Raw genomic sequence first — 19,528 nt, 5'->3', positions numbered from 1 at the left:
AATATGGCAATCCGTTCTGCGTACTGGCTGGGCCTGGCTTACTTTACTTACTTCTTCTCTTATGGCGTCTATCTGCCGTTCTGGGCCGTCTGGCTAAAAGATACCGGGCTTGATGCCAGGAAAATTGGCTTGCTGCTCGGCGCCGGGATGATCGCGCGCTTTGTCGGTAGTTTACTGATCGCCTCTCAGGTCAAAAATCCTGCACAACTGGTCACCGCACTGCGTCTGTTGGCGCTGATGACCGCGCTGTTTGTACTCGGCTTCTGGTTTAGCCATCAGTGGCTGTGGCTGCTGCTGGTGATGATTGGTTTCAACCTGTTTTTCTCGCCGTTAGTGCCGCTCAGCGACGCGCTGGCCGCCACCTGGCAACGCCAGATTGCGCTGGTGTATGGCCCGGTGCGTCTGTGGGGATCGCTGGCGTTTGTGGTAAGTTCCGCCCTGACCGGTGTGCTGGTCAGCGCCTGGTCGGTGCAGGCGATTCTGTTATTGCTTAGCGGCGGTGTCGTCACGTTGTTTATCGGTATGATGCTGCGACCGGCGGTGATGCCGCACGGCGCGCTAAAACAGGAACAGCACGCGGGCTGGCAGGTGTGGCGCACGCTGTTGCGTGAAAATGCGGTCTGGCGCTTCTTGCTCTGCGTCACTCTGCTACAGGGAGCGCATGCCGCTTATTACGGCTTTAGCGCCATCTGGTGGCAGGAAGCGGGCTATTCCGCCAGCACCGTCGGCTATTTATGGTCGCTGGGCGTGGTGGCGGAAATTATTGTCTTTGCTTCCAGTGGACGTCTGTTCCGCCGCTGGGGCGCGCGGGATCTGCTGCTGCTGTCCGGCATCTGCGCGCTGGTGCGCTGGAGCTTACTGGGCGCCACAACGGCGTTGCCATGGCTGATTGTGGCGCAGATTTTACACTGTGGCAGCTTTACCATTTGCCACCTGGCGGCAATGCGCTTTATTGCCGCGCGTGAAGGGGGCGAAGTGATTCGTCTGCAGGCAGTTTACTCTGCGCTGGCGATGGGGGGCGGCATTGCGATTATGACGATGGTTTGCGGCCTGCTGTTTCCGGTTCTGCAAGGCAAGCTGTTCTGGGTGATGGCGCTGGTGGCGCTTCCGGCTCTGTTTCTGCGGCCTGGCGTTGCGGCGAAACCCTCAGGCCTCAAGTAGCGTGCGAATACGCCGCTGCTGTTTCTCACTCAGAGGTAACTCTGCGTGGATCAGCGGCGGTGAGTAGAGCGGCAGTGGGGTGGCATAAGGCGTAATCACCAGCGCGGTATCTTTTGGCGCGCCATCGCGCTGAAACTGATACATATCCAGATATTTAATATTCAGCGGCAGCAGCGTCATTTCGCGCAGTTGCAGCTCAATTTCCTGTTCCAGCACTTCGTTATCACCGGTCAGCAGCAGCACCTGCTTCTCCTGCATTGCACTCTCCTGCATCAACCAGGCGCCAAAAATAATCGCAATCAGCCCGGACTCTTGCGGCGAAAAGCTGACGCCATAATGGTTCTCCAGCGGCGCGATGGCGCTACGCGTGGTGCGCAGCAGGCGTGGATAGAGCCGCGTAACTTCTTCCGTCAGGCTGCTATCAATGCCAATGGCAAAATGGCTGCGATCGAGCGCCTGCGCCAGATGGGTATACAGCTGGCCGGTAAGTCCTCCCTCATCATTAAAATGCATGCCGGACAGGGTCTGGAAACGCTGGATCAGTAACTGCACAGATTGCAGCAGATGGCGTTCATTTTCATGCTCAATGGTGTCGATATCTGGCGCATGAATAATGCTGAACAGCAGGGCATAAAAATCGATCTCGTTGGGATGCGGCGCGGATTTACAGCGCTTTTGCCAGTGACGGATCACCTCTTCTGCCGCCAGCCGCTCGGCTTTGGCTGCCAGCCACTGTTGCTGAGCGGGAGTAAAGTCAGCATAACTGTGCTGGCAGAGTGAAAACTGCATAAACAGCTGCAACAGCTGACGATCGCGGCTAGTAAAGCTGCGATTCAGCCGCGTGCCGCAATGCTGAATCAGCGCCTGCAAGTTCTTCTCGTCATATACCGCTTTTTCAATTTTGCAGGCGCGTAACCACTGTCGGATTGCCGGGGCAAATTGCTGTTCGACAAAAGCCGGTGACAGCCGCAATGCACGGCGCAGCCAGTGTAGCAGGCAGAGTCGCAGATCCAGCTCAGCGCCACGCAGCCGCAAACTGCCATCCGGGTGAGAGTGAATATCAAGCTGATGGTAACGCTGGATTTCTTCACCAACCTCCGCTATATCTTGCCGGACAAGATGCTGGTCAACACCATTTAGCAGACTCAGGGAATCCAGGGTGACGGCAGTATCAGGCAGATAAAGCGCTAAAAGCAGATGGCAACGACGCTGAGAACTGGAGAACAGAGGTGCTGTTGGTGGCCCATCACTCATCATTCACTATTCCAGTTGGTCATAACAGAGCTAAGAATAGTCAACAAACGTGACATTAACTGGTAAGTCACGGTTTTTTGTTCAGACGTTGTAAGCGGGTCACAGAATTTTTTCTCAGGAAGGCAGATGAAGCAGAATTTGTTACATTATAACACTGTGTGGCGCCGGACCCTTGGTTTTATGATGGTCCTGATTTCGCCGCTGGCAGCGGCGCATCCACACAGTTTTATTTCACTGAAAACCACGCTGGTCAGCCAGCAGCCCGGCATGCTGAATGGCCTGCATATGGTGTGGAAGATGGATGAAATTACCTCGTCAGATCTGCTGTACGATGCCGGCGATGCAAAGCCTGATTCGGTAGTGTGGAAAAAACTGGCGGCGGAAGTGATGGCCAACGTACTGGGTCAGCACTATTTCAGTGAATTCTGGCATAACGGTCAGCGGGTGAAGTTTGATAATTTACCGACCGAATACCATCTTGCGCGTGAAGGGCATCAGGCGGTATTAACTTTTGTCCTGCCACTGGCTGAGCCACAACCTCTAACCGGACAGACTTATACCTTTATGACTTTTGATCCCACTTACTTTGTCGATATGTTTTACGATGACGAGGAGTCACTGCAACTGCCGCAGACGCTGCAAAATCAGTGCAAAATCAACCTGAAAACGCCAAAGCCGGATGCCTCGATGCAGGCTTATGCGTTGTCGCTGGATAAAGCCGATGCGCCAGCGGAAGAGATGGATCTTGGCCGCCAGTTTGCCCAGACGGTGACGCTGGTATGTCAGTAAGCTTTGCCAGCCGGAAACCGACGCGTCGCTGGCTGAGCGCCACGCCGCTGCTGCTGGCAACCCTGTTGCTGGCGGGCGCCGGGTTATGGCTGTGGCAACAGTGGCCGCAGCTATTATTGCAGAGCGTATTGTGGCAGAAAGCGCTGCATCAGCAGATGACCGCCTTACTGCAGCAGGTTGAACTCAATCCACATCAGGCCGGGCTGACACTTCTGGGTTTCAGCGTTATCTACGGCATTCTGCACGCTGCCGGTCCCGGCCATGGCAAAGTGGTGATCGCCACTTTTCTCGCCACTCATCCGACGAAAGTCAAAACCAGCCTGCAACTGACGCTGGCTGCCGCAGTGGTGCAGGGGCTGATGGCGATTGCACTGGTAACGCTGTTGCTGGTGGTGCTGAAGCTGTCATCGCGCCAGTTGCATCTCAGCAGTTACTGGCTGGAGAAGGGCAGTTATCTGATGGTAATGGCGCTTGGCGCCTGGCTGTGTCTGCGCGCGCTGCGTCAGTTATGGCGGCTGCTGCGCCCGTTACCGCAGGCAACGATCACTGCAATCCGTCCTGCGGATCATCTTCATCATGCAAATTGCGGCTGTGGTCATCAGCATGTGCCCGATAATGCCCAGCTGGCACAGGTGGTGGGCTGGAAAACGAAAGCGGTTGTGGTGCTGTCGATGGGGTTGCGACCCTGTTCCGGCGCACTGATGATGCTGCTGTTTGCGAAAGTGATTGGGGTTTATTTTTGGGGCGTGTTATCGGCGATTGCGATGGCATCAGGCACCGCGCTGACGGTCTCGGCGATGGCGCTGCTGGTGCAGACCTCAAGGGCGCTGGCGAGCAGATTAAGTCGTGCGGCTACACCTTCAGGCTGGCAAAAAGTGGCGTTGCAGAGTGTTGGCTTACTGGGTGGTGTGCTGCTGATTATTGCCGGCGTGATGCTCTGGCAGAGCGCGCAGCCAGCTATTTCGGGTGGGATCAGGCGTATTCTGTAAGCCGACGGGCCGGTATTAACCGGCCTGTCAGAAGCAGATTAACGCTTCAGTGCTTCACTCAGTTCGTCACGCATAGTCGCCAGCATGGCTTTCACCACACGTGGGTTACCTGCAACGATATTACCTGAGGTGAGATAGTTGTGGCCGCCAACAAAGTCGGTCACCAGACCACCGGCTTCACGCACCAGCAGTTCACCGGCAGCGAAATCCCATGGCTTCAGGCCAATTTCAAAATAACCATCAACACGACCGGACGCAACGTAAGCCAGATCCAGCGCAGCTGAACCGGTACGGCGGAAGTCCGCGCACTGGGAGAACAGTTTGCCAACGATATTGATGTAAGGGGTAGCATGCTGTTTCAGTTTGAACGGGAAGCCGGTAGCCAGAATGGTGCCTTCCAGATCGCGCGAATTGCTGCCACGCAGACGATAGCCATTCAGCTGAGCGCCCTGACCGCGCACGGCGCTGAACAGTTCATTACGCATTGGATCGTAAACCACGGCGACTTCGGTACGGCCTTTAATGCGTACGGCGATAGAAACGGCGAAGTGTGGTAAACGTTTAATGAAGTTGGTGGTGCCATCCAGAGGATCGATAACCCATTGCACATCCTGGTCTTCACCCGCCAGCTCACCACTCTCTTCAGTAATAATGGTGTGTTGCGGATAAGATTTGCGAATCACCTCAATAATCAGGCGTTCAGCGTCGCGGTCAACATTGGTTACGAAGTCGTTGCTGCCTTTCTGGCTCGCTTCAACTGCGTCCGGGGTTTCATAGTTCTTGGTAATTAAATTTCCGGCCTTGCGCGCAGCGCGCACGGCGATGTTGAGCATCGGATGCATCAGTATCTCTCACTGGATGTTAAAGAACGGGGAAAACGGCGCGGAGTATAGCAGGGAGTTCGGAAAATGTCCTGCATTTATGTTAGTATCACGCAATAATCTCACTGACCCCCTGAATTCTTATGCTACAGAACATTCGTATTGTACTGGTTGAAACCTCTCATACCGGCAACATGGGCTCCGTCGCACGCGCGATGAAAACCATGGGCCTGACCAATCTTTATCTGGTTAATCCGCTGGTAAAACCTGATTCGCAGGCTATTGCTCTCGCCGCTGGCGCCAGTGATGTAATTGGCGATGCCAAAATCGTCGATACCTTTGATGAAGCGATTGCCGGTTGCCGTCTGGTCGTCGGTACCAGCGCGCGTTCACGCTCGCTGCCGTGGCCGATGCTGGATCCGCGTGAATGCGGAATTAAAAGTGTGCAGGAAGGCCAGCAGGCGCCGGTGGCGCTGGTATTTGGTCGCGAACGTGTCGGCTTAACTAACGAAGAGCTGCAAAAGTGTCACTATCATGTGGCGATCGCCGCGAATCCGGAATACAGCTCGCTGAACCTGGCGATGGCGGTGCAGATTATCGCTTATGAAGTGCGGATGGCATTTTTGCAATCGCAGGAAGCGCCACAGCCGGCGTTTACTGAATCGCCTTATCCGCTGGTCGACGACCTCGAACGTTTCTATCAGCATATGGAGCAGTTAATGGTGGCCAGCGGCTTTATTCGTGAGGCCAATCCTGGTCAGGTAATGAGCAAAATGCGCCGGCTTTATACCCGCGCACGCCCGGAAAGAGACGAGTTAAATATCCTGCGCGGCATGTTCTCTTCACTGGAGAAAACCAGGGGCGAAAAATAACACCTTAATTCGTAAGGAGTTTGTCAGAGTTTATGGCATTTTTCCGATAAGAATAATACTTGAGTGTTTTACTCGGTTAAATAGTTGACCAAAACACTCAGGAATGTCAGACTTGCCTCATCACTTTTTGTTAACAGCCCCCGACAACTGGGGTCTAACCGAGGTCGCAAAAGTTATGAGACTGACATCCAAAGGCCGTTATGCCGTTACCGCCATGCTTGACGTTGCACTGCACTCTCACGATGGTCCAGTGCCGTTAGCAGATATTTCAGAACGTCAGGGGATCTCTCTCTCCTATCTGGAGCAGCTGTTCTCCCGTCTGCGTAAAAATGGACTGGTGTCCAGCGTACGTGGCCCGGGCGGCGGTTACCTGCTGGGTAAAGACTCTGGTGCGATCGCGGTTGGCGCAGTGATTACGGCGGTTGATGAATCTGTTGATGCGACCAAGTGTCAGGGTAAAGAGGGTTGCCAGGGCGGTGAGCGCTGTCTGACCCACGTACTGTGGCGCGATCTGAGTGAGCGTATCAGTGATTTCCTGAATAACATTACGCTGGCTGAGCTGGTTAATAATCAGGAAATCCTTGATGTTGCTGACCGTCAGAACAGCCTTGAAGCTCGTCGCTTACCGCACGGCCGTATGCAGGAAACGATTAACGTTAATCTGCGCGCGTAATCACACGCGACGACATACGTTAATAAGCGATTAATGCGGCGACTTCGGTCGCCGCAAGCATTTGTGCTTTTCACCTGGCGGTGAAGAGAGTAAAAAAACAGAAAGCAGTATCAGCAGTATTTAACAGTGAAGCGATGTACGGAGCTTATGGCGCAATGAAATTACCGATTTATCTGGATTACTCTGCTACCACCCCTGCCGATCCGCGCGTGGCGGAGAAAATGATGCAGTTTCTGACCATGGATGGCACCTTCGGTAACCCGGCTTCCCGCTCGCACCGTTTTGGCTGGCAGGCAGAAGAGGCGGTGGATATCGCCCGTAACCAGGTCGCCGAACTGGTCGGCGCCGATCCGCGCGAAATTGTATTTACTTCCGGCGCTACCGAATCTGATAACCTGGCGATCAGAGGTGCGGCGACGTTCTATCAGCAGAAAGGCCGCCACATTATTACCTGCAAAACCGAACATAAAGCGGTGCTGGATACCTGCGCGCAGCTGGAACGTGAGGGCTTCGAGGTCACTTATCTTGATACGCAGCGCAATGGCATCGTTGATCTGGCGGCCCTTGAGGCGGCGATGCGTGACGACACCATTCTGGTTTCCATTATGCATGTTAACAATGAAATTGGTGTAATCCAGGATATCGCCGCCATAGGCGAACTCTGCCATGCTCGCGGTGTGCTGTACCATGTTGATGCCACGCAGAGTGTGGGCAAGCTGCCGCTTGATCTGAGCCAGCTGCCGGTGGATCTGATGTCTTTTTCGGCGCACAAAATCTACGGACCGAAAGGTATTGGCGCGCTCTTTGTCCGCCGTAAGCCGCGTATCCGTCTGGAAGCGCAAATTCACGGTGGAGGCCATGAGCGCGGTATGCGCTCCGGCACCCTGCCGGTGCACCAGATTGTCGGTATGGGCGAAGCTTACCGTATTGCTAAAGAAGAGATGAGCAGTGAAATGGCGCGTCTGCGCACGCTGCGTAATCGTCTGTGGCAGGGCATTAAAGATATCGAAGAAGTTTACCTGAACGGCGATATCGAGCTGGGCGCGCCGAATATTCTCAACGTCAGCTTTAACTACGTTGAAGGTGAATCACTGATTATGGCGCTGAAGGATCTGGCGGTATCTTCCGGATCCGCATGTACTTCGGCCAGCCTGGAGCCTTCCTACGTGCTGCGCGCGCTGGGCATTGATGATGAGCTGGCGCACAGCTCGATCCGTTTCTCGCTCGGTCGTTTTACTACTGAAGAAGAGATCGACTACGCCATTGCGCTGATTGGTCAATCAATCAGCCGTCTGCGCGATCTTTCTCCGCAATGGGAAATGCATAAAGCCGTCTGAGAGCGGTGATCTATGCCGCAGAAGCAGAACGGGCCGGATTTTTATTCGGCCCGTTTTACATCTGAAGAAATAAAATGATCACTTAATCAGACTGACAGTCGCCAAATTGCTCAGGCATTGTATGATGCTTGTCTGGCTACCGATCCATACAGGGTGTTTTTTGCCGATATCACCCCATGGTTCGCTCACCTGACAGCGGGTGGCGCGGCGGCTTTAATGCCGCCGGAGCTAATGATTTTTACGACAAATTGAAGATAAAAAAACAAGGAGCCATGCGATGACAACAGAAGCAATGAATATCACCCTGTCAACGGCAGCGGCAGACGCACGCTGGGGCGAAAAAGCGATCCTCAGCAGTAATGACAGTGGCATGACAATTCATCTGAATGGTAACGATCCGCTGGCGGTCATTCAGCGCGCAGCGCGCAAAATTGATGGCCAGGGCATCCGCAAAGTGGTTCTCAGCGGCGCCGATTGGGATTTAGAAAAAAGCTGGGCATTCTGGCAGGGCTATCGCGGCCCTAAGGGCGAGCGCACCGTTGAGTGGGCCGCGCTGAATGACAGCGAGCAGGCAGAATTCGATGCGCGTCTGAAGGTGGTTGACTGGGTGCGTAGCACCATCAACCTGCCAGCGGACAATCTGAGCCCATCCCAGCTGGCGCGTAGCGCAGTTGATTTGCTAAGTGATGTTGGCGGCGACAAGGTGAGCTATCGCATCACCAAAGGCGAAGATCTGCGTGAGCAGAAGTATATGGGCATTTACACGGTGGGTCGCGGTTCAGAGCGCAGTTCTGCTCTGCTGGCGCTGGATTACAATCCAACCGGCGATGAAAATGCACCGGTCTATGCCTGTCTGGTCGGTAAAGGCATCACCTTTGATACTGGCGGCTACAGCCTGAAGCAGAGCGCCTTTATGGATTCGATGAAATCCGATATGGGCGGCGCGGCAACGGTGACTGGCGCACTGGCGCTGGCGATTACCCGCGGTCTGCAGAAGCGCGTGAAACTGTATCTCTGCTGCGCAGAAAATATGGTCAGCGGCAATGCATTTAAGCTGGGCGATATTATCCATTATCGCAACGGTAAAACCGTTGAAGTGATGAACACCGATGCCGAAGGGCGTCTGGTGCTGGCGGATGGTCTGATTGATGCCAGTGAACAGAATCCTGAGCTGTTAATTGATGCAGCCACCCTGACCGGTGCAGCGAAAACTGCACTCGGCAATGACTACCACGCGCTGTTCAGTTTCGACGATCAACTGGCAGGCAAACTGATGGAAAGCGCGGCAAGTGAAAACGAGCCATTCTGGCGTCTGCCGCTGGCTGAATTCCATCGTGGCCATCTGCCATCGAACTTTGCCGATCTGAATAATATCGCCAGTCCTGCACATTCCGCTGGCGCCAGCTCTGCTGCTGGTTTCCTGTCGCATTTCGTCAAAAACTATCAGAAAGGCTGGCTGCATATTGACTGTTCCGCCACCTACCGCAAAGGCGCTGTCGATCAATGGTCTGCTGGCGCCACCGGTTTGGGCGTACGCACTATTGCCAACCTGTTATTAAAATAAGCTGAAACGGGCCGGAGCAATCCGGCCCTGTGGTAGCGGGGCGTCAGCAGACATTGCCGCCCCGGCAAATCAATGCCCGGAATCAAACCATGAATCAAACGAATAACCGCCTTGAAGAGGTGCTGAAACTGGCAGCCACTGAAGCTGCGCATCGGCCTGAGTTTTTTGAGCTGCTGATGAGCGCCAGCGTCTGGGTGCCGGGTGAAAGCGCCACTGAAGCCAGCGCTAGCGGACAACTGGACGCCAGCGCCGCCGTTGATCTACGTCACTGGGAGAAAGAGGACGGCGCCAGCATTATCCCTTTCTTCACCTCAATTGAAGCCATGCAGCAGGCTGTCAGTGACGAGCAGGCGTATCTGATTATGCCAGTCCGTACGCTGTTTGAGATGACGCTGGGCGAAACTCTGTTTCTCAATCCCAAACTGCCTGCCGGTAAAGAGTTTTCACCGAGTGAAATCGCCAGGTTGCTGGGCGAGGGTGGGGATGCGCTGAGTCAGCAAACGGTACTGGAGGGCGGTACGCCACTGTTGCTGTCTGAAATTGCAGAGCCACCGGCGCAGGTTATCGATTCGCTGACCCAGCTGTTTACTAAACATAAACAGGTACGTCGCGCTTATGTCGCGCATATCAAAGAGTCGGCGGATCAGCCAGCGAATCTGCTGATTGGTATTGAGGCTGACAGTAATATTGATGCGATTATTCGTGCGGCAGGCAGTGTGGCGACTGACACTTTACTGGAAGATGAACCGGTAGATATCTGCGAAATTGTCGAAGGCGACAAGGGCATCAGCCATTTCTTTACCGCCCATATTACGCCGTTTTATGAGCGTCGCTGGGGCAGTTTCCTGCGTGAGTTTAAGCAGGTCAATTAGTACGATAAACTGGCCGGGCGTGCCCGGCCGTTTGCCTCAGACATTTGCCTCAGACGTTAGTCTTAATCGGTAAATCGTCGCGGCTACCCCATTCCCCCCAGGAGCCGTCATACAGTTTCACGTTTGTCACGCCCAGCGTCGTCAGCGCCAGAATCAGCACTACCGCCGTCACTCCGGAACCACAGCTGGCAACGATTGGCTTAGCCAGATCGACGCCATGACGCCGGAAAATTGCTTCCAGTTCCGCCGCTGGTTTCAGCTGGCCGTCGACCACCAGTTCGTTCCACGGCACGTTAAGACTGTTGGGTATATGCCCGCGATGCAGCCCCGGGCGCGGCTCATCGACTTCGCCGTTGAAACGGTTTGCGGCGCGCGCATCGACAATCTGCGCTGTACCTTCATGGCTGATTAGCAGCACATCCGTGACCCGGCGCACCAGGTCAGCATCGTACTGCGCGTCAAACTCGCCTTCCGGCAGCACGACTTCGCCAGTAGCCAGCGGTAAGCCCGCCTGTTTCCAGCCCTGCAGGCCGCCCGCCAGAATCGATACCTGAGCGACGCCAAAGGCGCGCAGCATCCACCATGCGCGCGGCGCGGAAAACAGATTTCCCTCGTCGTAAACCACCAGATGCTTATCACTGCTGATGCCCAGTTCACGCATCGCCACCGCAAAACTCTCCGCGCGCGGCATCATATGCGGATAGGGGCTGGTGTGATCGGAGAGCGCTTCAATATCGAAGAAGGGCGCATCAGGCAGATGGCCCGCCAGATATTCGGCCTTAATATCACGCACCAGCTCCTGACCAGGAGGAAGCATACGTGCATCTATCACCTGGACATCATTTTCAATCTGGTGTTCGGCGAGCCAGTCGGCAGTTACAAAGAAGGAGGTTGTCATCGCGGCCTCGTTATAGGTCTGTATCGTAGAAGTGCTGACTTTGAGTGTCGACGATCTCTGGCGACACCACAAGAAAATTTCTATTATGCGGATGATCTTTAATGAAATTTACGAGATGCCTCGAAGAATATTAGATCGTTAACTGCAAATAAGCTGGCTGCTGTGTAACCGCTCGCAAAATAACAAATTAGTTGGTCACTTTGGGGCGTTTGCCGCCATAATGTTGTTCTCATTTCGCAGGCTATTATGCCATGGAGTTCGTATGAAAGGGTTGGGGAACAGGTTCGCGGTGGCTGCTTTACTGGCGCTGACCGTGCTGTCAGGTTGCGATGATAATGATAAAAAAGCGCAGCCTGCGATATCGGCAGAAAAAAGCGCCACGCCTTCAGGTAGCGGCGCGGTGGCGGAGAACGGTTTAAGCGATGCCCGGCGCGCGGCGGAAGCGGAACGCGATAAAGGAAAACCGCTGCAGGTCGTGGATATCTCTGAGGTGCAACTGGATGGCGCCAGTACGCTGGTGGTGACCTTCTCGGTGGCGCTGGATGATAAGCAAAACTTCGCGCAGAAACTGCATCTGGTGGACAGTAAAAGCGGCGCGATTGACGGCGGCTGGGAACTGTCGGCAAATCAGCGCGAGCTGCGTTTTCGCCATCTGGAGCCGAACCGCAAGCTGATCGCCACCGTGGATAGCGGACTGACAGCGCTCAATGGCGCTGCACTGGAGCGCGCAGCCGAGCAGGAGATCACCACGCGTGATGTGCAGCCGATGGTAGGATTTGCCAGCCGCGGTTCTTTGCTGCCTGCGCGCGTTATTCAGGGGTTACCAATCCTGGCACTAAACGTAAACAGTGTGGATGTGGATTTCTTTCGGGTTAAACCCACTTCTCTGCCCGCCTTTCTCTCTTCCTGGGAGTACGGCAACAGTCTGCAAAGCTGGCAATCGGATGAGCTGCTGAATAAAGCGGATCTGGTTTACAGCGGCCGTTTCGATCTCAATCCTGCGCGTAATACCCGTGAAAGAATGCTGCTGCCGCTGAGCGATATCGAAGCCTTTAAACAGCCTGGCGTCTATCTGGCGGTGATGAAAAAAGCCGGATCTTACAGCTACAGTAACGCTGCAACCCTGTTTACCCTCAGTGATATTGGCCTGTCGCTGCATCAGTTCCCGACGCAGATGGATGTGTTTAGCCAGAGCCTGGAAAATGGCGCGGCGCTGTCGGATATTACACTGACCCTGCTGGACGAAAAAGGACAAACGCTGCAGCAAACCACCAGCGATAAGCAGGGACATGCGCAGTTAAAATCATCCGGCAAAGCGAAACTATTGCTGGCCACTAAAGATCAGCAAACCACGCTGCTGGATCTCAGTCGCCCGGCGCTGGATCTGGCGGAGTTCGCGATTGCGGGTCCGGAAGGCTATGACAAGCAACTGTTTATCTTTGGTCCGCGCGATCTTTATCGCCCTGGTGAAACGGTCATCGTAAATGCCCTGCTGCGCGATGCCGACGGAAAACCGCAGCCGCCGCAGCCCGTCAAGCTGGAGGTGGTTAAGCCGGATGGTGAGGTGGTCCGCACTCAGGTGTGGCAACCGGAGAACGGTCTTTATCAATATCGCTATAACCTGCCGGAATCTGCGGCTACCGGTGGCTGGACGCTGCGGGTCAATACAGGTGACGACCGTCCGCGCAGCTGGCGTTTTAATGTGGAGGATTTTCTGCCGGAACGTATGGCGCTGTCACTGAAAGCCGCCGATCATCCACTGTCACCCACTGATGAGCTCTCTTTCCAGATTAACGGCCGCTATCTGTATGGCGCGCCTGCCGCTGGTAATCACTTGCAGGGCCAGCTCTATTTACGTCCCAATCGCGACGCTGTTACTGCGCTGCCAGGTTATCAGTTTGGCGATATCAATGAAGATGGCTTAAAACGCAGCCTTGATGAGCTGGATGTGACGCTGGATGCGCAGGGTGATGCGGCGGTGTCAGTGCCGTCAAGCTGGGAGGATGTCCATTCGCCGATCAATGTGATTATGCAGGCCAGCCTGCTGGAGAGCGGTGGCCGTCCGGTGACCCGTCGCATTACTCAGGCTATCTGGCCCGCAGATGCGCTGCCGGGGATCCGCCCGCTGTTTGGCAATAAAGATGTTTATGACTACCGTAGCGACAGCTATCACAGCCAGCCGATGGTGGAAGAGGGCAGCCATGCCGCCTTTGATATTCTGCTGGCCAATGCGCGCGGTGAAAAGCTGGCGGCGCAGAATGTTGATGTGCGTCTGGTGCGCGAACGGCGCGACTATTACTGGAGCTTCTCCGATGGCGAAGGCTGGCAGTCGCGCTATGAGCAGAAAGACCTGATCGAGGATCAGCAGCAAATTGTACTGGCCGCCGATGGCGCGACACGCGTGGAGTTTCCGGTTGACTGGGGCTCCTATCGCCTTGAAGTGCGCACGGCCGATAATAACGTCCTCAGCAGCGTGCGTTTTTGGGCTGGTTACAGCTGGCAGGATAATACCGCAGGCAGCGGAGCACTGCGTCCGGATCAGGTAAAACTTAAACTGGATAAGCCAGCTTATCAGCCAGGCGAAAAGGCCAGTGTACATATTGAAGCACCAGCAGCAGGCAAAGGTTATCTGATGCTGGAGTCCAGCAATGGCCCTTTATGGTGGCAGGAAATCGATGTGCCAGCCGGTGGACTCGATGTTGAAGTGCCGGTTAATCAGGAGTGGCGTCGACACGATCTCTATCTCAGCGCACTGGTCATTCGCCCAGGCGAAAAAGAGAAAGGCGCCACACCAAAACGAGCGGTCGGGCTGCTGCATCTGCCGCTGGCGGATAACGATCGCAAACTCACACTCGCGCTTGATGCGCCAGAAAAAATTCGACCAAACCAGACACTGACGGTGAAAGTGAAAGCGGCGCGTCAGGGCGGCGCAGTGCCGAAAAACATTCAGCTGTTGTTGTCGGCGGTAGATAGCGGCGTATTAAGCATCACCGACTATAAAACGCCAGATCCCTTTAACGGTTTCTTTGGCCGTAAGCGCTATAACGCCGATCAATATGATGTCTACGGACAACTGATTGAAGGGCTGGGACGCCAGGCGACGTTACGCTTTGGTGGTGACGGCGATGAAAATGACCCGCTGGCGCGTGGCGGTCAGAAACCGGTCACTCACGTCAATATTGTGGCGCAGCAGGCGTTGCCGGTCACGCTGGATGCTAACGGCGAAGGCCGCGTCGAACTGCCGATACCGGAGTTTAATGGTGAACTGCGTCTGATGGCGCAGGCGTGGAGCGACGACAGTTTTGGCCAGGGTGAGCAGAAGCTGGTGGTCGCGGCGCCGCTGATTAGTGAACTGGCTACCCCGCGCTTTATGGCTGGCGGCGATAGCGCGCGTCTGGCGCTGGATCTGACTAACCTTTCCGGCCTGCCGCAAACCTTGCAGATAAACCTGGCGGCGCAGGGGCTGGTCAAGCTGGATGATGGCGCGGTGCAGACTGTTTCGCTGAAAACAGGAGAACGCACCACCTTGCTGGTGCCGGTCAGCGCGCTGAGCGGTTTTGGTGACGGCGAAATTACCACTGAGATAACCGGCCTGAATCTGCCGGGGGAAACCGTGAAGCCGGTTCATCAGAGCTGGAAAATCGGTGTGCGGCCGGCATGGCCTGCGGAGACGCGTAACTTTGAAGCGGTGGTCCGCAGTGACCAACCCTGGAATGTGCCTGCAGAAGCGTTAAGCGGACTGGCTCCAGCCACGCTGCAAGGCCAGCTGGCGATTGGCGGCCGTCCGCCGCTGAATATTGCGCGCTATATTCGCGAACTGTATGCGTATCCCTATGGCTGTCTTGAGCAGACGGTCAGTGGGCTCTATCCGTCGCTATATACCAATCATGCGCAACTGATGGCGCTGGGAATCAAAGGCAGCAGTGATGCCGCCCGTCGGGAATCGATCGATGTTGGTATTGATCGTCTGGCCGGCATGCAGCGTCTCAACGGCGGTTTTGGTTTATGGGGCAAAGAGAGTCAGGAAGAGTTCTGGCTGACGGCTTATGTCACCGATTTCCTGATTCGCGCCAGTGAGCAGGGTTATACCGTACCGCAGACAGTGCTGGATCGTGCTAATCAGCGTCTGTTGCGCTATCTGCAGGATGCTAATCAGATTGAGGTCTACTACAGCAGCGACACCGCCGCTTCTCGCTTCAGCGTGCAGGCCTACGCCGCATTAGTATTAGCGCGTCAGCAAAAAGCGCCATTAGGCGCGCTGCGTACGCTGTATAACAATAAAACCAGCGCTAAAGCAGGCTTGCCGCTGGTGCAGCTGGGTATCGCGCTCAGGCTGATGGGCGACGTGCCGCGCGGAAGTGACGCAATCAATCAGGGCATGGATACCAGTCGTACGGACAACAGTTACTGGCTTGGGGATTACGGCAGCACGCTGCGGGATAATGCGATGATCCTGAATCTGCTGGTGGAGAATAAACTGCTGATCAACGAGCAGGATCTGCTGCTGGTCAGGTTGTCGCAGCAGCTTAACGGTAAGCGCTGGCTCTCCACGCAGGAGAACAATGCCCTGTTCCTTGCAGGCAAGGTGCTGATCTCTTCCACGGGCCAGAGCTGGCAGGCGGTGCTTAACGACCAGACTCCGCCGCTCAGCGGCAAGGAAACCTATACCGGTGTGCTGTCAGCGACGCAGCTGGCAGAAGGTGTCCGTTTAACCAATCCGGGCAGCGCTCCGCTGTATGGTCGTCTGGACGTAGTGGGCTATCCGCAAAGCGCACCGGAGCCATACAGTAATAATCTGCAAATCAGTCGCAGTTATCTGGGGCTGGATGGTAAAGAGAAGTCGCTGGCAAACCTGAAAAGTGGAGAGCTGGTGCTGGTGCAGCTGAAAGTTTCCGCGCGTGAACGCGTTCCTGATGCGCTGGTTGTTGACCTGCTGCCCGCTGGCCTGGAGCTGGAAAACCAGAACCTGAGCGACAGCAGCGCCAGCCTGGCTGACAGTACGGCTGATGTGCAGGAGTCGATTAGCGATATGCAACAGGCCAGTATTAAACATCTGGAATTCCGCGACGATCGCTTCGTTGCAGCGGTGGATATTGATGGCTATCGTCCGGTGACGCTGCTCTATCTGGCGCGCGCAGTGACGCCGGGCAGTTATCAGGTTCCTGCACCGCAGGTTGAATCAATGTATGTGCCGCAATGGCGTGCGCTGGGTGTTACCCCCGGCCGCCTGAACGTGCGTTAAAAGCTGGCGCCCGGCCTGCTGTCGGGCGCCATTCAATTGAAGATGAAAAGACCTTTTCGCGTTTTGCGCTGGCTGTTATTGCCGTTAATGCTCATCATCCTGCTGCTGCTGGCTGATCGGCTCTCTCCATTGCCGCTGCAACAGGTTGAACCTGCGCGCGTGGTGGTGGCGGAAGATGGTACGCCGCTGTGGCGTTTTGCCGATCGCAACGGTATCTGGCGCTATCCGGTTACTCTGGAGGACGTTTCTCCCTGGTATCTTGAGGCGCTGCTGACTTATGAAGACCGCTGGTTCTGGCAGCATCCGGGGGTCAATCCTCTCGCCATTTTACGCGCCGCCTGGCAGGATATTCGCGGTGGCGGCATTATTTCCGGCGGCAGTACGCTGACCATGCAAGTCGCCCGCTTAATCGATCCGCAACCGCGCACCTGGTGCGGTAAATTGCTGCAGATCTGGCGCGCCTTGCAGCTGGAGTGGCATCTGTCGAAGTCAGAGATCCTGACGCTGTACCTTAATCGCGCGCCTTTTGGCGGCATGATTGAGGGCATCGGTGCGGCAAGCTGGACCTGGCTGGGTAAATCACCGGCGCAGATGACGCGCAGTGAAGCTGCGCTTATGGCGGTACTGCCGCAGGCTCCCAGCCGCTTGCGCCCCGATCGCTGGCCGTTACGCGCGCAGGCTGCGCGCAATAAAGTGTTGCAGCGCATGATTGACTATCAGGTGTGGCCGAAGCAGCAGGTCGCTGAACTGTTTGCCGAGCCGGTGTGGCTGGCGCCGCGGCAGATGCCTGAACTGGCGCCACTGCTGGCAAGGCGGTTGCTGACGGCTTCTGCGCAGCAAAAGGTGACCTCCACCCTCAATGCATCGTTGCAGCGTCAGCTGGAAGCGCTGGCGGCGGGCTGGAAAAACCAGTTGCCGCCGCGTACCTCGCTGGCCTTGCTGGTGGTCGATCACACCACCATGAAAGTGCGCGGCTATCTGGGCTCGGTCGATCTTAATGACGACAGCCGCTTTGGTCATGTCGATATGATCAGCAGCGTGCGTTCGCCAGGATCGATTCTGAAACCCTTCGTCTATGGTCTGGCGATTGACGATGGACTGATTCATGCCGAGTCGCTGCTGCAGGATGTACCCCGCCGTTTTGGCGATTACCGCCCGGGGAACTTTGACAGTGGTTTTCATGGTCCGGTCAGCGCCAGCGAGGCGCTGTCACGATCGTTAAATCTGCCGGCGGTACAGTTACTGGATGCCTATGGGCCGAAGCGTTTTGCTGCCGCGCTGCGTAATACCGGGATCAATCTGCGCTTTCCAGCGGCGGTGGAACCGAACCTTTCGCTGGTGCTCGGCGGCACCGGGACAAGAATGGATGAGGTGGTGTCAGCTTACAGCGCCTTTGCGCGCCAGGGGAATGTTGCCGCACTGCGATTTTTGCCGGAGCAGAAACTGGAGGAGCGCCGTTTACTTTCACCGGGGGCGGCGTGGGTGATTCGCCGCATTCTGGCCGGTGAAGCGCAGCCACAGCCTGATGGCGAGGGATCGGCGACCGTGCCGCTGGCGTGGAAAACCGGTACCAGCTATGGCTACCGTGATGCCTGGGCAGTGGGGATCGATGCGCGCTATCTGATAGGTGTCTGGGTAGGGCGCCCTGATGGCACGCCGGTTGCCGGTCAGTATGGCTATGCCAGCGCGGTGCCAGTGTTAAACCAGGTCCATCATTTGCTGATGTCATCACCGGGTTTGCGTGGGCCAGTTTTACCGGGCGATCCGCGTCCCGCTTCGGTGAGCGCCGCAACCATCTGCTGGCCCGGCGGACAAAGCCTGGCGCCAGGGGATAGCAATTGTCGCCAGCGTCGCCAGAGCTGGATTGTGAACAATACCGTGCCGCCGACGCTGCTGGCGCCGGGACAGGAAGGCGTATCGGGTCTGCAACAGCCGATCTGGCTAAACGCTCAGGGGCAGCGTGTGGCGTCAGACTGTAGCGGGGCGCAGGCGCAAACGCTGATATTATGGCCGTTGCCGCTGGAGCCCTGGTTGCCGCAAGCAGAAAGGCGCGCCAGTCGCCTGCCTGTGATTGATGCGCAGTGTCCGCCACTCAGTGCCGGTAATACGGTTCCTCTGATTTTAACCGGACTGCGTGATGGCCAGATTTTGCATCGTTTACCGGGGCAGCAACGTCTGGCGATCACCGCCAGCGTGCAGGGAGGCCAGGGAAACCAACGCTGGTGGTTCCTCAACGGTACACCGCTGCAGCAGCAGCGTGGTGCAGAATCACAGGCGTTATCTTTCGAAAAGCCGGGCGCATATCAGCTGACGATACTGGATGAAGGTGGACAGGTAGCGACCGCCTCTTTTACAGTTGAGTAAGCTGTTACAGGTTCTGAACAGCAAATGCGACCGGTTTGTCGCGACGGCGATCAAAGTTTTTTAAAGAATTGTTGAATCTTAGGTAGGCAATAGCTGGCCACGCCCCTATAATCGCCGCCATTTTCTCGGGCCGGAAGCCAGATTCTTTCTCTCCGGCTTAAACTGGAAGTTAATTACAGAGGTCAACATGACAACAGAACGTACTTTTTCCATCGTAAAACCGAACGCGGTGGCAAAAAACGTAATTGGTGCAATCTACAACCGTTTTGAAAGCGCTGGCTTTAAAATTGTTGCAGCTAAAATGCTGCACCTGACCACTGAACAGGCTCAGGGTTTTTACGCAGAGCACGCTGGTCGTCCATTCTTTGATGGCCTGGTTGAATTCATGACCTCAGGTCCGGTAGTGGTTTCTGTGCTGGAAGGTGAAAACGCCGTTCAGCGTCATCGTGACCTGATGGGCGCCACTAACCCGGCAAACGCTCTGGCTGGTACTCTGCGTGCTGATTACGCTGACAGCTTCACTGAAAACGCTACTCACGGTTCTGACTCTGCTGAGTCTGCAGCCCGTGAAATCGCGTTCTTCTTTGGCGAAGGCGAAATCTGCCCGCGCACACGTTAATTCGTGTTGGGATTGCCATGCGGTAAGCGAAGTTTACAAATTTATTGCTGCGCTTTAGCCCGATAACTGGCAT

The 19,528-nt window shown here is 55.7% G+C and carries 14 protein-coding genes; 11 read left to right on the top strand and 3 right to left on the bottom strand.

Annotated elements, in window-relative coordinates:
• The first annotated feature begins 3 nt into the window (after positions 1-3).
• Positions 4-1,161: a 3-phenylpropionate MFS transporter gene (locus J2125_RS05535; RefSeq protein WP_017803164.1), complete on the top strand. Its 1,158-nt coding sequence runs from the start codon at positions 4-6 to the stop codon at positions 1,159-1,161.
• On the opposite strand, the gene csiE is transcribed toward J2125_RS05535, so the two are convergent.
• On the bottom strand, positions 1,147-2,415 hold the full coding sequence (gene csiE / locus J2125_RS05530) for a stationary phase inducible protein CsiE (protein ID WP_026111990.1): 1,269 nt from the start codon (positions 2,413-2,415) through the stop codon (positions 1,147-1,149). The two genes, J2125_RS05535 and csiE, sit on opposite strands and share 15 nt — an antisense overlap.
• 180 nt (positions 2,416-2,595) lie before the next feature.
• Between csiE and J2125_RS05525 the strand changes: the two genes are divergently transcribed.
• Positions 2,596-3,204, top strand: a complete 609-nt coding sequence (locus J2125_RS05525; RefSeq protein WP_040462557.1) for a DUF1007 family protein — start codon at positions 2,596-2,598, stop codon at positions 3,202-3,204.
• Positions 3,195-4,193 (top strand): nickel/cobalt transporter, encoded by a 999-nt coding sequence (locus tag J2125_RS05520; protein ID WP_209499473.1) that lies wholly within the window; start codon positions 3,195-3,197, stop codon positions 4,191-4,193. Before J2125_RS05525 ends, J2125_RS05520 begins: the two co-directional genes overlap by 10 nt.
• Before the next feature lie 38 nt (positions 4,194-4,231).
• Here J2125_RS05520 and suhB read toward each other — a convergent pair whose 3' ends face one another.
• Entirely contained in the window at positions 4,232-5,035 is an 804-nt protein-coding gene (gene suhB, locus J2125_RS05515; RefSeq protein WP_017803168.1) for an inositol-1-monophosphatase, read from the bottom strand.
• 122 nt (positions 5,036-5,157) lie between these two features.
• Here suhB and trmJ point away from each other — a divergent pair, with 122 nt between their 5' ends.
• The 5 genes from trmJ (at position 5,158) to sseB (ending at position 10,332) form a co-directional block, all read left to right on the top strand.
• Positions 5,158-5,886 carry a tRNA (cytosine(32)/uridine(32)-2'-O)-methyltransferase TrmJ gene (gene trmJ / locus J2125_RS05510; RefSeq protein WP_017803169.1) on the top strand — a complete coding sequence of 243 codons (729 nt, stop codon included), beginning with the start codon at positions 5,158-5,160 and terminating at the stop codon, positions 5,884-5,886.
• Positions 5,887-6,061: 175 nt separating this feature from the next.
• Positions 6,062-6,559 carry a Fe-S cluster assembly transcriptional regulator IscR gene (iscR, locus tag J2125_RS05505; RefSeq protein WP_017803170.1) on the top strand — a complete coding sequence of 166 codons (498 nt, stop codon included), beginning with the start codon at positions 6,062-6,064 and terminating at the stop codon, positions 6,557-6,559.
• A 155-nt stretch (positions 6,560-6,714) separates the two neighbouring features.
• Positions 6,715-7,896 carry an IscS subfamily cysteine desulfurase gene (locus J2125_RS05500; protein ID WP_017803171.1) on the top strand — a complete coding sequence of 394 codons (1,182 nt, stop codon included), beginning with the start codon at positions 6,715-6,717 and terminating at the stop codon, positions 7,894-7,896.
• 277 nt (positions 7,897-8,173) lie between these two features.
• On the top strand, positions 8,174-9,460 hold the full coding sequence (pepB, locus tag J2125_RS05495; RefSeq protein ID WP_026111992.1) for an aminopeptidase PepB: 1,287 nt from the start codon (positions 8,174-8,176) through the stop codon (positions 9,458-9,460).
• Between the two features lie 89 nt (positions 9,461-9,549).
• Positions 9,550-10,332, top strand: coding sequence for an enhanced serine sensitivity protein SseB (gene sseB / locus J2125_RS05490; protein WP_017803173.1), 783 nt, complete (start codon positions 9,550-9,552; stop codon positions 10,330-10,332).
• 49 nt (positions 10,333-10,381) lie between these two features.
• Here sseB and sseA read toward each other — a convergent pair whose 3' ends face one another.
• Entirely contained in the window at positions 10,382-11,230 is an 849-nt protein-coding gene (gene sseA, locus J2125_RS05485; RefSeq protein WP_017803174.1) for a 3-mercaptopyruvate sulfurtransferase, read from the bottom strand.
• Positions 11,231-11,492: 262 nt separating this feature from the next.
• On the opposite strand from sseA, the gene J2125_RS05480 reads away from it, so the two are divergent.
• The 3 genes from J2125_RS05480 (at position 11,493) to ndk (ending at position 19,455) form a co-directional block, all read left to right on the top strand.
• Positions 11,493-16,472, top strand: coding sequence for an alpha-2-macroglobulin family protein (locus J2125_RS05480; RefSeq protein ID WP_017803175.1), 4,980 nt, complete (start codon positions 11,493-11,495; stop codon positions 16,470-16,472).
• A 42-nt stretch (positions 16,473-16,514) separates the two neighbouring features.
• Positions 16,515-18,836 carry a peptidoglycan glycosyltransferase PbpC gene (gene pbpC / locus J2125_RS05475; RefSeq protein ID WP_017803176.1) on the top strand — a complete coding sequence of 774 codons (2,322 nt, stop codon included), beginning with the start codon at positions 16,515-16,517 and terminating at the stop codon, positions 18,834-18,836.
• Between the two features lie 187 nt (positions 18,837-19,023).
• Positions 19,024-19,455 carry a nucleoside-diphosphate kinase gene (gene ndk / locus J2125_RS05470; protein ID WP_017803177.1) on the top strand — a complete coding sequence of 144 codons (432 nt, stop codon included), beginning with the start codon at positions 19,024-19,026 and terminating at the stop codon, positions 19,453-19,455.
• Positions 19,456-19,528 lie beyond the last annotated feature (73 nt).

The sequence above is a fragment of the Winslowiella toletana genome (assembly GCF_017875465.1).
Lineage (GTDB): Bacteria > Pseudomonadota > Gammaproteobacteria > Enterobacterales > Enterobacteriaceae > Erwinia > Erwinia toletana.
The sequence above is the reverse complement of the archived record's forward strand: the minus strand, read 5'-3'. Positions and strand labels throughout refer to the sequence as shown.

Coding starts and splice junctions, on each gene's coding strand:
- sseA (WP_017803174.1), bottom strand. CDS start 11,230: ATGACAACCTCCTTCTTTGTAACTGCCGACTGGCTCGCCGAACACCAG.
- suhB (WP_017803168.1), bottom strand. CDS start 5,035: ATGCATCCGATGCTCAACATCGCCGTGCGCGCTGCGCGCAAGGCCGGA.
- iscR (WP_017803170.1), top strand. CDS start 6,062: ATGAGACTGACATCCAAAGGCCGTTATGCCGTTACCGCCATGCTTGAC.
- J2125_RS05535 (WP_017803164.1), top strand. CDS start 4: ATGGCAATCCGTTCTGCGTACTGGCTGGGCCTGGCTTACTTTACTTAC.
- J2125_RS05480 (WP_017803175.1), top strand. CDS start 11,493: ATGAAAGGGTTGGGGAACAGGTTCGCGGTGGCTGCTTTACTGGCGCTG.
- sseB (WP_017803173.1), top strand. CDS start 9,550: ATGAATCAAACGAATAACCGCCTTGAAGAGGTGCTGAAACTGGCAGCC.
- J2125_RS05500 (WP_017803171.1), top strand. CDS start 6,715: ATGAAATTACCGATTTATCTGGATTACTCTGCTACCACCCCTGCCGAT.
- pbpC (WP_017803176.1), top strand. CDS start 16,515: ATGAAAAGACCTTTTCGCGTTTTGCGCTGGCTGTTATTGCCGTTAATG.
- trmJ (WP_017803169.1), top strand. CDS start 5,158: ATGCTACAGAACATTCGTATTGTACTGGTTGAAACCTCTCATACCGGC.
- J2125_RS05520 (WP_209499473.1), top strand. CDS start 3,195: ATGTCAGTAAGCTTTGCCAGCCGGAAACCGACGCGTCGCTGGCTGAGC.
- J2125_RS05525 (WP_040462557.1), top strand. CDS start 2,596: ATGATGGTCCTGATTTCGCCGCTGGCAGCGGCGCATCCACACAGTTTT.
- ndk (WP_017803177.1), top strand. CDS start 19,024: ATGACAACAGAACGTACTTTTTCCATCGTAAAACCGAACGCGGTGGCA.
- pepB (WP_026111992.1), top strand. CDS start 8,174: ATGACAACAGAAGCAATGAATATCACCCTGTCAACGGCAGCGGCAGAC.
- csiE (WP_026111990.1), bottom strand. CDS start 2,415: ATGAGTGATGGGCCACCAACAGCACCTCTGTTCTCCAGTTCTCAGCGT.